This is a genomic window from Paenibacillus sp. 7523-1 (assembly GCF_002276415.1).
Taxonomy (GTDB): domain Bacteria; phylum Bacillota; class Bacilli; order Paenibacillales; family Paenibacillaceae; genus Paenibacillus; species Paenibacillus illinoisensis_A.
In genome coordinates, this window is sequence record NZ_NPBR01000013.1 from 404,112 (window position 1) to 419,048 (window position 14,937).

The 14,937-nt window shown below is 49.2% G+C and carries 13 protein-coding genes; 4 read left to right on the forward strand and 9 right to left on the reverse strand.

Annotated features, from left to right (window positions below):
* Positions 1-63 precede the first annotated feature (63 nt).
* Positions 64-639: a class I SAM-dependent methyltransferase gene (locus tag CHH60_RS16890; RefSeq protein ID WP_255247965.1), complete on the reverse strand. Its 576-nt coding sequence runs from the start codon at positions 637-639 to the stop codon at positions 64-66.
* Between the two features lie 32 nt (positions 640-671).
* Positions 672-1,361 (reverse strand): FHA domain-containing protein, encoded by a 690-nt coding sequence (locus CHH60_RS16895; RefSeq protein ID WP_095360212.1) that lies wholly within the window; start codon positions 1,359-1,361, stop codon positions 672-674.
* Between the two features lie 211 nt (positions 1,362-1,572).
* Between CHH60_RS16895 and CHH60_RS29825 the strand changes: the two genes are divergently transcribed.
* Positions 1,573-1,728 (forward strand): hypothetical protein, encoded by a 156-nt coding sequence (locus CHH60_RS29825; protein WP_176476095.1) that lies wholly within the window; start codon positions 1,573-1,575, stop codon positions 1,726-1,728.
* 224 nt (positions 1,729-1,952) lie between these two features.
* Here the strand turns inward: CHH60_RS29825 and CHH60_RS16900 are convergent, their stop codons facing one another.
* Entirely contained in the window at positions 1,953-4,529 is a 2,577-nt protein-coding gene (locus tag CHH60_RS16900) for a DUF2339 domain-containing protein (RefSeq protein ID WP_095360213.1), read from the reverse strand.
* 173 nt (positions 4,530-4,702) lie between these two features.
* On the reverse strand, positions 4,703-5,749 hold the full coding sequence (locus tag CHH60_RS16905) for an LCP family protein (RefSeq protein WP_369680185.1): 1,047 nt from the start codon (positions 5,747-5,749) through the stop codon (positions 4,703-4,705).
* A gap of 112 nt (positions 5,750-5,861) precedes the next feature.
* Here CHH60_RS16905 and CHH60_RS16910 point away from each other — a divergent pair, with 112 nt between their 5' ends.
* The gene (locus tag CHH60_RS16910) at positions 5,862-6,836 is read left to right on the forward strand and encodes an aldo/keto reductase (protein WP_095360215.1); all 975 of its coding nucleotides are present in this window, start codon (positions 5,862-5,864) and stop codon (positions 6,834-6,836) included.
* A 144-nt stretch (positions 6,837-6,980) separates the two neighbouring features.
* On the opposite strand, the gene CHH60_RS16915 is transcribed toward CHH60_RS16910, so the two are convergent.
* From CHH60_RS16915 to CHH60_RS16925, 3 genes are all read right to left on the reverse strand, one after another.
* The gene (locus CHH60_RS16915; protein WP_095360216.1) at positions 6,981-7,436 is read right to left on the reverse strand and encodes a MarR family winged helix-turn-helix transcriptional regulator; all 456 of its coding nucleotides are present in this window, start codon (positions 7,434-7,436) and stop codon (positions 6,981-6,983) included.
* A gap of 82 nt (positions 7,437-7,518) precedes the next feature.
* Entirely contained in the window at positions 7,519-8,196 is a 678-nt protein-coding gene (locus tag CHH60_RS16920) for a TIGR00266 family protein (RefSeq protein ID WP_095360217.1), read from the reverse strand.
* Complete coding sequence (locus CHH60_RS16925) at positions 8,193-8,591, reverse strand: winged helix-turn-helix transcriptional regulator (protein ID WP_095290738.1); 399 nt, start codon at positions 8,589-8,591, stop codon at positions 8,193-8,195. Before CHH60_RS16925 ends, CHH60_RS16920 begins: the two co-directional genes overlap by 4 nt.
* A 167-nt stretch (positions 8,592-8,758) precedes the next feature.
* Between CHH60_RS16925 and CHH60_RS16930 the strand changes: the two genes are divergently transcribed.
* Both CHH60_RS16930 and CHH60_RS16935 read left to right on the forward strand, forming a co-directional pair.
* On the forward strand, positions 8,759-9,946 hold the full coding sequence (locus CHH60_RS16930; RefSeq protein ID WP_095360218.1) for an MFS transporter: 1,188 nt from the start codon (positions 8,759-8,761) through the stop codon (positions 9,944-9,946).
* A gap of 222 nt (positions 9,947-10,168) precedes the next feature.
* Positions 10,169-11,014 (forward strand): aldo/keto reductase, encoded by an 846-nt coding sequence (locus CHH60_RS16935; protein ID WP_095360219.1) that lies wholly within the window; start codon positions 10,169-10,171, stop codon positions 11,012-11,014.
* Positions 11,015-11,162: 148 nt separating this feature from the next.
* Here CHH60_RS16935 and CHH60_RS16940 read toward each other — a convergent pair whose 3' ends face one another.
* Both CHH60_RS16940 and CHH60_RS16945 read right to left on the reverse strand, forming a co-directional pair.
* Positions 11,163-13,265 carry a glycosyl hydrolase family 18 protein gene (locus CHH60_RS16940; protein WP_095360220.1) on the reverse strand — a complete coding sequence of 701 codons (2,103 nt, stop codon included), beginning with the start codon at positions 13,263-13,265 and terminating at the stop codon, positions 11,163-11,165.
* Positions 13,265-14,842, reverse strand: a complete 1,578-nt coding sequence (locus CHH60_RS16945) for a chitinase (protein WP_095360221.1) — start codon at positions 14,840-14,842, stop codon at positions 13,265-13,267. The genes CHH60_RS16940 and CHH60_RS16945 overlap by 1 nt, the downstream gene beginning before the upstream one ends.
* Between the last annotated feature and the right edge of the window lie 95 nt (positions 14,843-14,937).

Sequence of the window (14,937 nt, forward strand, 5' to 3'; positions counted from 1 at the left end):
ATAACAATAGAAGGCGCCGAACTCACTGTAGAAGTGTGGGTTCGGCGCCTTCTTTCGTTCTCTTCAAAATGTGTAAACATAAACCTTCGTACGCAAAGCATCCTTGCACGTAATCGTTCGGAGAGGAACTTTGCCCGGAAGTGCGAAACATACACTGATAACCCGTGCCCCCGGTGGAAGCTCCCCGCTAAACTTGTCCACGAGCCGGGTCATGGCACCAGGAAATAGGTAACAGACCACACCGTCTGCGTGTTCATAGGAGCTCTTGTAGATATCGCCGCGTATGAACCGCAGCCGTCCCTTCATTGAATTCCGCTCGCCCTTGGCTTTCCTGAATCCAATCATCATGCTGGACATGACTTGAGAGAACCAGAAGGGAATGACCGAATTCTCAATGCCCGTAACACGCTTGCCCGGACAATGACGGATGATGTCCACGCCCAGCGTCCCCCAGCCGGAACCTGTCTCAATGATATCCCCATAACCCGGAATGCGATTAACTTCCTGAATGACCACCTGCCGGACCATTCTGGATGTGGGCATGGGCGAGATTCCATTTTTCCAGCTGACCAGCACAATCGATATTACGGCGATTAGCGTCACCACGGCAATCAGCCATGGAATGAATTGAATGATCAATATGGCCTCATCCCTTTGTTCATACAGACTGGTTACATCATGCCGCCCATAACACCAGGCACATGTGACTTCATGTATACACCCTTTTTGTAAACGGATTTGATCGTAAAATGGACACCCAACTTGCGATTGGTCCGATAGATCAGCGAGTTGATCTCATCGATTCCTACCGAATCGCTCTCCAGCATGCTTCGTTCAGGCCATACCTGGCTAATGATCTGCTCTCTCGTCACAAAATGATCCAATTGACTGTACAGCAGCTTGAACAGCTGGAACTCCTTCTTCGACAGCGGAATTTCCACCTCGCCAATCTGTACAGTCTGCAGATGATCATGCACCCGGACTCCCTCACCCAGCAGATCGGATATACGGTATTCGCGTGTTTCTTCGAGATCACCCTCCGTCCGAAGCTGGATCAAACCATTGACCATGGTCAGAATGTCTCCTTCGGCAAACGGGTATTTCTCATAGGGAACGAGCCGCTGTCCGTTCAATTCGGTGCCATTTTTGCTATCCAGATCCTCCACCCACAGCTGACGCTGTGCATCATAATGAATGCGGCAGTGCCGCTTCGATATCAACTGATTATACACGGACAAGTCCGATTCACCGCCGCCCGTATAACGTCCCACCGTGATGGAGCGTCCCTGGCTTACGTAAGCAAATGAACCGTCGCTCTCCTGCCCAGGTGTACGAATGACGATTTTTGCCGTCTCCCGCATGTTCATCTCCCACCTTCGATTTTCACTCTAGCTCTATACGTTTCATGAATAATGATAACTTCATCAGATTTGTTCCATTGTTTGCATCCCTGGCTATTTATATAGTGTATACAGGCAATGATGTATTCGTTTCTCTACTATACCAGACGTTGTGCTTTTTTTCTCATAACGGTCTTACATCCAGCCTAATCAACAAGAGAGGGTTATCATCATGAACAAAAAGAACATTTTCATATACGTACTGCTCGCCTTTGCTCTGTCCATCACACTTACTGTGCTATCACGCCAAACGGACGAACGGAGCGAATTATTGAACGGCACACCCGCATCTGAAACATCATGGCTACATCTGAACACACAGCCGTGAGCTTACTCTATTATAACGCGATCCATGTCATAAACGTTTCACCAATGTCATAATCACCGCTTGGACAGAACATAACTCCCTGCCCGCATAATTGCATAAGTTCACACGAAGAAGCCCCTTACACGCTGACATCACAGCGGGAAGAGGCCTGTTTGCTTTGCTTAGAAAAATGTACCATTGAAAATGTGATCTGACGATTGTTCATATTTTAAAAAGCACTTAACTTACTCAGACCGATCCGATTCTTCCACCTGTGGGGTCTTCTTGGCCTGAACTTCCTCCATCCGACTGGATACCTTCTGATACAGATAGGAAATGCCCAGCAATAACACACCGAAGCTAAAGTAGGCGATGATTTTGCTGCCCGTTGTCAGCAAACCGACATCGTAGAACACCATTTTCCCTGTGGAGAACAAGGTCAGACCGAGTCCGAGACGACGAATCATGACGTACCTTCTACGGAATCCGTACGCAATATAGAGAATCGCAAGCAGCAGATACATCAAGCTGAACATCAGACCGATGTCTCCCCATTGGAACTGCACCGTCAGGAAGACCGTGATGACACCCAGCAGGTAGATTCCCGCAATGACCGGGTACCACTCCACACTCTTGAACTGTCCGCGTATGCCCGCAATCAGCAAGTCTCTTCCAGCGAAAAACACGCCAATATTAAAGATAATCAGAACCAGCAGTCCCACAATCTCCGCAGCCGTATGCTGCTCCGCTCCCGGATCGAGTGCCGGCATGGACAACGTCACTGCAAGTGCAATACAGCAGCCTGCTGCATGCAGAAAGGTTGTGTAGTACTTCACCATCTGGTCATGAAATAACTTAGCTCGGCTTAAGCCATACGCCAGTGCCATGGTTAATGCAGCAAACATCAGCCATTTGTAGAACAAGTAGAGCAGGAAGGTCTCATCAACCGCTCGGGTATAGAGTTCATTAGACTCGTACAGAACATATATCCATAGGTTGCCGAGGGTAACGTACTTGAATATGTTCAGCGCGCCAAGCTCCAGCACACTATGATGAATTTTGGTTTTGGACCATATCCCTTTCCCGCTGCCAACCATGGCATAATACGATGTAATCAAAAGCGCACCCAGGGTAATGCAGGAGTATTTCAGCATAAAATAGGATTGCTCTCCCACCATGTACAGCACCAGCACATCATAATATACGAAAGTGAACACGCACAGGAGCACAACGCCCCAGCCCGCACGTTCTACCGACCTGAACTGTTTCAGGTGACCTAGGATAACAAGCAAAATCCCCTCAATTAGCCACCCCATGGACAGCCACTTCGCCCCAAACTGGAACGGAATCATCAGAATGGCAAAGGTTAAGGATGTGATATAGAACAGTAGTATGGTTTGTTTCTCCTGAACCATATTGCGCTGTACCCACCCGGCGAGTCCAACATACACTAGCGAGAATACAAGCGCCAGCAATCCCTGCGCATCCTCCCAGCCTTCTGCGTCAAAGAGTACATACAGCATCAGACAGCTGATGCTCGTATTCATGGCCAGCAGAGCGAAATCCCACCAGGTCAGCTTGACCCGATGTTTGAATGGATACGCGAGTGTAATTCCCAGATATAATGCAAACGTAGCAACCGAATACATCATGCCCACAATGTTGTTCGGCGATAGCCACAAGAGGATTAACATGGACGGTGTATTAAACAGAAAACTGATATAATGCACGATCGGCCAACGTTTGCCGAAGGATATAAGTACAATAATGCCATTAAGAAGCAGCAAATAGACCATGGCAACATACACGGAGTTCCCGCTGAGACCAAAATAGGCCATGTACGAGAACAGGGGCAGATAACCGCCCACCAGACCAAGCGAGCAGATCGTCCTCGACTGATATCTTAGCGATAGCAGGACGGACACCGCCGATACAAGGACAGAAAGTCCAAGACCCGTATATAGACCGATAATATGGAGCAGAAAATAACTGTAGAAAATAGAGCCAAACAGTACCGAGATTCCGCCTCCAAGCAATCCCATCGCAAACGTCTGACGTTTCCGCTGAAACAGCCACTCCCCTCCGGCAAGCATCAGCATGCCGAGCAGGAAGAATGCACCGCCCTTCATCTCATCATTGAACCACGTGGAATACGAATACTGGAACGCTGCACCAACGCCAAGAATAATAAGCAGGATGGCGACCTTGTTGATCCAGCTTAGCCCGATCTTCATCTCCATCCGGTTCTGACGAATCCGGCGCTGAATGGTTTCTTCACTCAATCCTTCCTCCGCCATATGCTCATAGCCAAGCTGCATCTGCTGACGAACTGCTTCTTCCCGTTCCTGCAGCGTTTGTCTATGCCGTTCGATGCGTTCCTTCACCTCTGCAGCTAGATAAGCAATCCTCTCCTTGAACTCCATCGCATCTTCCTGAAGCTCCTCCGAAGCCTTATTGAATAGAGCGTTCATGTTTATTTTGGTACGATGTTCGTGAGCTTCCAACCGGTCATTATGTACCCCTGTTTTTCCGCGAAAATATGTCTCCATTTTCTTCTGAGATACGCGAATAAGGTTCAGCTTCTCATCCAGCATCTGTTCGGACAACGCCATCCGAAGCCGGGCATTCTCCTCCTCCATCTTGCGTGCACGTGCCTCGATCTGACGCAGCTTCAGCTCGTGTGCATCCACCTGCTCACGAAGCTGTTCATTCTGCACAATCAGGTCATCGGACTGATAGTCCTGAAGCAGCGTGTTGTAGTCTTTCACCAGCTGCCTTTGATGTTCCTGGACCTGGCGAAGTCGGTCTTTGAAGTCCTTCATAAGGCTCCTCCATTGGTTGATGTTGATGTGTTTACCTATATTTTACTATACATATGCCATGAAATGATCCTATAGATTGTGATGGGTTGCAATAAATGCACAGCAAAAAACCCGGGAAGCAAGCTCGCTTCTCGGGGTTACACCATTTAAAATAAGACTACTTGATATACGCTTTATGCGGCATCTTTCTCTTCCCCATCTGCAGCTTCGGGTTCGATGATTTCGGTGGCATCCGGGTCCAGCCAATTGCTGAGCATGGTCCGTACATGCTGCAGATCATCCTCCGATAGATCATAATACCAAGTTCCACTGCGGGTTGCGCCTTCACCCTTCAGCATATAGTTGCTGATTGTTGGTGCGCTGTCTTTCATATATAACGACTCGGCAAAGTTCACGATGAAATCCGAGCTCATGTTGGTTGTAAAGTTCGATCCGGCAATCTTGATGACGTCCGGGATCTTGGTCAGATTTTTGACCTCCAATGCACGATTCATGAACGCGCTCAGGAAAATCCGGTGGCGCATCGTCCGGTTAAAATCGGAGTCCTCCCGGTATCTGACATAGCCAAGCGCTTCTTCGCCGCTATATATGGGTTTGTTTGCTTCCACAAACAGCTTCTCATGACTCTTGAGCTTGTTCTCGATATTTTTCTTGATCGGCAGTTCAACGCCGCCAACCGCATCGACAATATCCTTGAGTCCGTTAAAATTAATCGCGGCATAGAAGTCCACCTTGTTCCCCAGCAGATTCTCCACCGTATCCATAGCCATCTTGGCTTCGCCATGGGCATAGGCTGAATTAATCTTCGATTTCACATCCCGCCCGACAATCTCGGTATAGGAGTCTCGCGGAATGGACAGCAGCAGCACTTTATTGTCTTCCGGACGCACGACGGAATAGATGATCGTATCCGAACGGCTTGGTTCATTATCCCGTTGATCAATCCCCAGCAGCAGTAGCGAGAATGGGTCAGTGTGTTGTACCACAGGGACTTCTGCATTCTGATCTCCAACCGGCTTAAAGGAATCATCAAGCGCTTCCTTCACCGTACCTGAGGCAAATAGGTTAAATGCCAGCAGTACAAGTTGTTTTTGGTAGACATATCCGAGTCCTCCCAGCACGATCAGCACGCTTAGGGTAATGATTAGAGGTTTCTTCCATCTCTTCTTCGGTTTCTTCGGCTTCCGGCGGGTTAAATGTGCAGCACTGTTTTCCATCATATCTCCTTTAATAACGGGTTCTTAGAATCATTTAACTATATTAATAACACGTTTTCAATAGATTACGTTATAATCTGCTATACAAGAACTGACACAGAAGGAGCGATGATGAATGGAATATCGACGTTTGGGCAACAGCGGCTTGCGTGTATCCGCACTTGGGCTCGGCACGAATGCTTTTGGTAAACGTGCAGATGACGCGGCTTCAACCCGCATTATTCATGCAGCACTGGATCAGGGAATCAACTTTATCGATACCGCCAACATCTACGCCGGAACCGAATCGGAACGGATTATTGGACAGGCCCTCCAGGGTCGTAGGGAAAACGCTGTGCTTGCAACCAAGGCCGGACTTCCCCGGCATGATGGTCCGCATGGGCGGGGTTCCTCCCGCTATCATTTGCAGCAAGAACTGGAACAGAGCCTCCGGCGTCTGCAGACGGACTACGTGGATCTGTATCAGATCCACACGTTTGATCCGCACACTCCGCTGGAGGAAACCTTGCGAACGCTGGACGATATGGTGTCCTCCGGTAAAGTTCGCTATATCGGGGCCTCGAACTATGCGGCCTGGGAACTCATGAAGGCTCTCGGCATCAGTGAAATGAAAGGTCATGTGCGCTATATTTCCACTCAAACCAGCTACTCCCTGGCAGACCGCACACCAGAGCTGGAACTTGTCCCAATGTGTCTTGATCAAGGTGTCGGAATCATCCCCTACTTCCCACTTGCGGGTGGCATTTTGACTGGCAAATATAACGGACAAGCGGGTATTCCTTCGGGCTCCCGAGCGGATACAGATCCATCCTTCAACCGATTCCTGCTCGAGCACAATGTCAGACTAGGAGAGCAGGTAAGCGAGAAAGCAGCAGAATACGGCTGCTCTCCAAGTGTTCTGTCGCTTGCCTGGTTGCTGGCTCGTCCAGCTGTTTCTACCGTTATCGTTGGTGCCACGCGTACCGAGCAGCTGGAGCACAACCTGGACAGCTTGAATCTGAAGCTTACACCGGACATGATTACGGAGCTTGATCAACTTAGTGAATCGTTCCGTCATGGCGAGCCGTTCGCCTCGTACCGGCTCGAATAGAAGCTATTAAAAAACCTCCCGGCTCATGGTCTGGGAGGTTTTCAATATCTGTATGTAGAGAAGGCCAGGTGCCAACTCATCTTACGTTGCTTCGATGGGTATATCATCTATGAGTTCAATAAATTGTGGGATGCCCTAGAGCAACTATTCCGATTTATTTTTGATAAGCTTCCGCATAATGTCCATATACTCTTCCTTATGATCGCTTACCAGGTCAAAGAATTGTCTGTCAGCCTCTTCAACAAGCTGAATTCCCCGATTGGCCAGTTCTGTGCCTTCCGGCGTTGTAGCAATAATGTTCGCACGGGTATCGGTCTGATGGCGACTGCGATGGATCAACCCCCGCTTTTCAAGCGCTCGAAGAACCTGAGAGGTCACATTCACATCCACGTTGGCAAAATGCGCAAGCTGAACCTGCGTTACGCCTTTCCCTTCCGTATCTCTCTCATTCAGCCATAAGCAGCCATGCAGAAGTACAAATTGCGGCGGGGTTAATCCCAAGGGATCAAGCACCCTGCGCACTTCCTTCTGCCACATCGTTGTAACCTGCCACAGCAGGTGTCCTGGACTTTCATGTGCGTTTTTATACTGTGAACTCATCTCATTTATTCCTCCATCACTGATGCCTTGGGACTTGTTGTATGCCGTGCACTGTAGAGATAATCGGATGGCTGACTGATCGTCAGCGAGAAGGGATGAACTGCTTCACCCATTGTCCGAATCCCTGCGGATTGCGGCTCTGGATCAGGACTGTGCCCTCGCCTCTGAATCGGCATACCAGTCCTTCACCACTGGTCACACTGGATAACCAGCCCTGCGATGCTTTTTCGATATGATACTCCATATATTGAGGCCAGGCAACCAGGTGTGCGTTATCCACAATGACTTCTTCTCCAGCTGCCAGATGAACGGCGTGAATTGCACCATAAGAGGACAGGAATACCGTGCCTCTTCCGCTGATCTCAATAATGAAGAAACCCTCTCCCGAGAAGAGGCCTTTCTTCAGGTTTTGCATTTTACTATTTACCTGGATGCCTTCCGTCCCCGCCAAAAAGCCATCCTTCTGCACATACAGCGAATAGGAGCCATCCAGTTCAACAGCCTCAACACCGCCCATGGTGGAAGGTGACAACAAAATTTCTGCAGGCCCTCCGGCAGCGGTTAACTCTTGAAAGAAAAATTTCTCACCGCTGATCATTCTTCCAATGCCGGCAAACATACCGCCTTCCGCTGACCCCTTTAGCTGAACCGTTGGCGTCATGGATACCATGGCGCCGCTCTCAGCCTTGAATCGCTCTCCGCGCTGCAAACGAACCTTGAGCATGGCAAAAGCACCCTCATGCAAAATCTCGTAAATCATTGCTTGATCAGCTCCTTGTTCTCATCCGAATCAAAATGGTTCAGTCCATTGTCCTCGAGCATTGCTGATTTGTCTCCGTACTCCTTTACGATGTGCTGCTCTCCCCAATTGCATAGTGCATTCAGAATCGGCTCCAGACTCCAGCCATATTCACTGAGCTCATACTCTACCTTGGGCGGGACCTGATTATAGACAATCCGGTTCACGATTCCGTCATCCTCCAGCTCCCGGAGCTGTTGGGTTAACATCTTTTGGGTAATGGCGGGCATAATACGCTTAAGATCACTGGTGCGCTTTTTGCCATGCGTGAGATGACAGAGAATGACACACTTCCATTTGCCGCCGATCACCTCAAGCGTAGCCTCGACCGAGATATTGTATTTTTTTCTGTTCATTATATGCTTCCTCCCCTAATCATCTGATGAACTTACCAAGATTAGCTATATAGGCACCAAAAAGTACGTATGGTACTAAAAAGTACGTACTATTCATTTTATACCGAATAATTCATAATAGCATTTGCCGGTACGTAAATCTACATTCGGGGAGTTGAACAAGAAACATGGTACAAGATTCAAAACGCAGCACCTGGGCCCTACTCGCACTGGCCATTAGTGCATTTGCCATCGGCACCACTGAGTTTATCAGTGTTGGACTGCTGCCACTCATTGCGGGTGACCTGGGCATTTCCGTAACTACAGCGGGACTGACCGTTACTTTATATGCACTCGGTGTAACCTTCGGGGCGCCCATCCTGACCTCATTAACTTCAACCGTGTCACGCAAGACACTGTTGATGGCCATCATGGTTGTTTTCATTGCAGGCAATACGATGGCCGCGCTATCCAGTGGCATCACTATGCTGCTTATAGCCCGGATTATTTCAGCCCTGTCACATGGGGTGTTTATGTCCATCGGTTCCACTATTGCAGCTGATCTCGTGCCAGCAAACCGCCGGGCCAGTGCCATTGCCATCATGTTCTCGGGCCTGACCATCGCTACTGTGACCGGGGTGCCTCTGGGTACACTGATCGGTCAACACTTAGGCTGGCGTGCTGCTTTTATTCTCATTGTTATTGTCGGCATCATTGCCTTTATTGGTAATATGGTACTTGTTCCTTCCACCCTGCAGCGCGGAACACGCACAGCATTCCGTGACCAATTGAAGCTTGTAACGGGAGGAAGGCTGCTGCTGGCGTTTGCGATCACAGCGGTCGGGTATGGAGGGACTTTCGTCGTTTTCACGTACCTGTCTCCGCTTCTGCATGATATCAGCGGATATTCCGAGAAAACTGTGGCTGCCATTCTATTGTTATACGGGATCGCCATTGCGATCGGCAATATCATTGGGGGCAAAGCGGCCAACCGCAATCCGCTGAAGGCATTATTTTATATGTTTATCGTTCAGACCATCATTCTGGGCATACTGTACTTTACCGTACCGTTCAAGCTGGCAGCACTGCTCACCATTCTCGGCATGGGTCTGCTTGCCTTCATGAATGTACCCGGACTTCAGATGTATGTCGTCACGCTTGCAGAACGCTATGCACCACAAGCTAAAGATGTAGCTTCTGCATTCAACATCGCTGCCTTTAATGCGGGTATTGCCATAGGCGCATACCTGGGCGGGGTCATTACCGACTCCATTGGGCTCGTGCATACGACTTGGGTTGGAGCAATTATGGTTCTTGCCGCCGTTCTCCTGACAGGATGGGCCAGAGTCCTTGAACGCAGATCATCAGTTGCATAAGCATTCGATATGAGAACGGGCTACACCGAATAATTTCAATTCTCAGACGGATCACGTTCAGCGACTCAGGAAGCCTTTATTTAAAGGAACCGGTTTCGCATGGTATAGTATTATAGTACGTTGGACCCTATTTAATCTACCCTCATTTAATTTTGGGGGATCAGATTGAACGTTTTGAGAATTACTTTTTTTGAATTACGAACACACTTAGGAGGACATCACATGACAGCACAACACTTACAATCTACAGTAGCTTTGCATAACGGCGTTCAAATGCCTTGGTTTGGACTAGGGGTATTTAAGGTAGAAGAAGGCGCAGAATTGATCGAAGCGGTTAAAAAAGCAATTCAGCATGGCTACCGCAGCATTGATACTGCCGCAATATATGGTAACGAATCCGGTGTTGGACAGGCGATTGCCGAAGCATTGAAAGAAAACAACCTGAAGCGCGAAGAACTGTTCGTCACATCCAAAGCCTGGACTGCAGACCTTGGATATGAAGAGACTCTTGCAGCCTTCGATACAACTTTGAACAAGCTCGGTCTGGAATATCTGGATCTGTACCTGATTCACTGGCCAAAAGCAGGCAAATACAAAGGTGCATGGAAAGCGATGGAAGAGCTTTATGCTGCAGGACGTATCAAAGCGATTGGTGTAAGCAACTTCCAGATCCATCACCTTGAAGACCTGATGCAGGATGCCCAAGTGAAACCGATGGTTAACCAAGTCGAGTATCATCCTCGCCTTACTCAGGTTGAACTGAAAGCCTTCTGTGAGAAACATGGTATTCAGCTTGAAGCCTGGTCCCCGCTGATGCAGGGTCAACTGCTGGACAACACGGTACTTACTGAGATTGCTTCAGCCAAAGGCAAATCCGTGGCACAAGTCATCCTGCGCTGGGATCTGCAAAACGGTGTCATCACCATTCCGAAGTCCACTAAGGAAAATCGGATCATTGAGAACTCTTCCATCTTCGACTTTGAATTGTCCAACGACGAGATGGATCGAATCAGCGCCCTCAACGAAGATGTTCGTGTTGGACCAGACCCGGACAACTTTGATTTCTAATTTAAATGAAGCAAAAAGCCTCCATTCCCTCGCCCTATGCGAGGTATGGGGGCTTTTGTGTATTGCGGTTTGCAATCCTTCTCAAGGAAAAACCTTATCACATAGAGGACGCTCCGAGTTTATCAGGAGTGTCTCTTTTACAGGTATATTACGTTTGAAGCTGCCACAATGCAGCCACATTGGAAGGTTCCCACCCCGTTAAGGAGGTATGGGATTGCAGGCATTTATACGTTTTTCCATTATACGTAACCAGCTGCCCTACGACATAAGCCGTATTAGCCTGCCAAGCGGAAACGCCGGGATTCGTCGTACCCACTTCGGTTTTCACCGTCAAGGCACTGCTCGCAGCAGACACGTTGCCTGCCGCATCCTTCGCTTTTACTGTAAAAGTATAAGAGGTGTCTGCCGCCAGGCCTGTAACAGTTGCCGATGTTCCACTAACGGTTGTCACCAAAACGGTTCCGTTGTATACCTCATATCCGGTTACACCAACGTTGTCCGTGGAGGCTGCCCAGCTAAGGGTGACCGTGGATGATGTTTTTGCAGTTGATGTGAGGTTCGTCGGCACGGTTGGTGCTTGGGTATCTCCCCCCGGCTGAACCGTAGTGCTTACCGTAACGCTATTACTAGCTGCGGATAGATTACCTGCGGCATCCTTTGCTTTTACCGTGAAGGTATAGGAAGTACCTGGTGCAAGCCCGCTAATTGTTGCAGTTGTTCCAGTAACGGAAGTCACAAGAGTAGTGCCATTGTAAACGTTATAACCGGTAACGCCAACGTTATCCGTCGAAGCATTCCAGGCCAAGGTTACGGAATTTGCGGTTACTCCTGTCGAACGGGCATTACCCGGTACACTCGGTGCCGTCGTATCCGCAGGAGGCACTGTGCCTCCGGTTGACAGATCCGATTTCAACTTGTTTTGGAGTGTCTTGTTGCGGTCCCCACTGAGCTCCCAGAACATTGCTCCGCCAAGCCCTTTGCTCTTGATATATGCGGTTTTGTGTCCGATGGACTCCGCATCGTCATAGCTGATGAAGCGTTTGTTGGAGGCGTTATACAGAAACGGTACTTTGGCTGTATCGTTCCAATAGCGTGTGTATCCATTTTTATTAATGTAGTTCGCTTCCAGATCATAAAAGTCAAAGGAACCTGCCTCCCAAGTTCCTATAGAAGAACCACCCGAACACGTTTGATACTGGCCGTTATTCGCCTGTGCGCATCCATCCCAGCCCCGACCGTAAAATGGAACACCCAGCACCAGCTTGGCAGCCGGTACTCCTGCATTCAGATGCCCTTGTGCTCCGGCAGCCACATTAAATGTATTACTATCCGGTACTCCTGCACTTGCAGCGGCAGGATCCGCATTCAGTGGTGCATTGTGTGCACTGATTTTCTGCCAGGCTCCGTTAAAATCGTAGGTCATGATGTTAATCCAGTCTACGATGGAAGCGATGTTCGCAAGCTCCGTATTGGCAGCATAGGTTGGAGATGCTCCGCTTGCAATCGTAAGCAGATACTCTTTGCCGTCAGCGGCTTCCGCTGCATCCAGCTTCTCGCGGATTTTGCTTAGGAGAAGGGTATAATTTTGCTTATCTTCTGGACGTTTGCTGTTACCATCCAGCCCGCCTGATACCGGGTATTCCCAGTCGAGATCCACCCCGTCAAAGTTGTATTTCCGCAGAAAATCGACGGCAGAGTTGGCAAAGACCTCACGGGTAGCTGATGTTGCGGCTACATCAGAGAAACGGTTGGACCACGTCCATCCTCCAATGGAGATGATTGTTTTCAGATTCGGATTGACCTGCTTCAGCTTGTTGAGCTGATTGATATTCCCTGCATAGGGCTGATCCCATGTGTCCCCTGCAAATTGTTTGCCTGTGTCGATCCAGGGGTCTCCCAAAACAATCGTTCCATTCGGTACGTTGATTGTCTGGCTCTTCTCATTCTGGCAGCTCCAAGTCACCGGATTGGGGCCCGAAGGATCTGGATTTCCATGAATGCCGTTCCAGCAAATATCGGCAAAGGCATAGTTGATATGCGTCACCTTGGTGGGATCAATATCCGTTACATTGTAGTTTCGTCCGTATGCCGCCCAGGCAGGATAGTAACCAACAATTTTATAGGCATCCGCTGCTTCGGCCGTTCGGGATTGAAGTATAAATGAAGGGATGATGACAGATAAGAGCAGGACCAGACCGAGGAGAACCTTACCGACTTTTTTGAAATCCATGGGTTTGGCTTTATATGACATTAGTACACAACCTCCTTCGTCGTTTGCGTGCTGAGCCCGTTCAAATACGAACGATGTGCGTTTGAAAATTGATGGTTTGTATATGCATCCCAGTTAATGGACCAGGTCATAATGCCCTTAAGGCCCGGATATCCCGCGGGTTGGCGCAAGGTATAAGAACCGCCGTAGGATACACCCTTGATCAAGTAATTCAATGCCTTCTGCAGCTCGGCAGGTGTTGTATAGCCCCCACCGGCTGCCTGCTGGGATGCCGGTACACCGATCGCAATCTGATCCAGACGCAATGGACTGAAGAATGAACCCGAGCTTCCACCTACCTGAAAGCCCTGAAGCAGCATCTCGGCCATGGCTACGTGGAAATCTGCTGTCCCCTGAGCGTAGGAGCGTCCGTCCAGCCCGACCATGGAGCCACTATTGTAGTGCTGCACGTGGAGCAACGTCAGGTCGTTACGCAAGGCATGAATTACCGGCAGATATGCCCCCCAGGGACCGCCATAGGACAGATAACCACCTTGGACATAAGCCGTCTCCGGTGCTGCTGTAAGTATGAACTCACTGCCAAAATGTGACTTGACCGCCTTGACACCCTGGATGAGATTAACGATCTTGGGTGTCGTCGGATTACGGAAATCGGTATCCCCTGCATTCAGGGAGAGGGAGCTTCCTTCTAGGTCGATATCAAGACCATTGAAACCATAAGTCGAAATAATGGATTTAAGTGACTCCTCGAACTGCTGCCTCTTGCCTGCATCGGTAAGCTCAATCGTTCCATTGGCTCCTCCCATGGACAGCAGTACTTTTTTTCCCTGACTCTGAAGATAGGCAATATCCGATTTGAATTCGGCCGTCGTTGCGTTATACGGAGTAAAAGCGAGCGTGCCGCTGCCGTGCGAAACCGGTTCGGCAAATGAGACATTAATGATGTCGTAAGCTGTGGACACGTTGCGAAGTCTAATATTGGTAGAGCCATTATCGAAGTTGTGCCAGTAGCCGATCAGCCATTTGTTACCGATTGGCCCTGGATTCGGAGTTCCGGTGGAAGTCGTAACACTAAGGGGATTGCTTGCAGCAGACACATTGCCTGCAGCATCTTTTGCTTTTACTGTAAAAACATAAGCAGTGCCGCTGGTTAGCCCACTTATTGTCGTTGTTACAGCTGAGGTGCTCTTCACGAGAGCCCCATTTTGGTACACGTCATATCCGGTCACTCCCACATTATCCGTGGATGCATTCCAGGTAAGCTGGACTGAGGTTCCCGTGATCGAAGATGAGGTTAAGCCTGCAGGAATGGAGGGTGGGGTTGTATCCGGAACAGGTGTCTCTCCTCCCTCCCCGGGACCATCCCCAACATACGTCCACAGTGCAGGAACTAGAGGAGGCTCCCAGCCGTTCAAAGCCGTATGGGACTGAATGCATTCATAATTTTTGTTTTGATATGTTACGAGGTCTCCTTTCTTGTATGCGGTGCCGGCCTGCCACTGGGCAGCGGCGTCTGCTCTTGGTGCAAACCAAGAAATGATCAGAAGAAATGCCAAAGCGACTATGATAACCGGGCGGACTCGAACAGCTTGATTCAAGCAAAATCCCTCCTGTACTCAGCTTGTGTTCACCTTGCAAAAGCTTCTCCGTACACTGGCATGTGATCTGCAACGATAGGGCTTAATTCGTGATC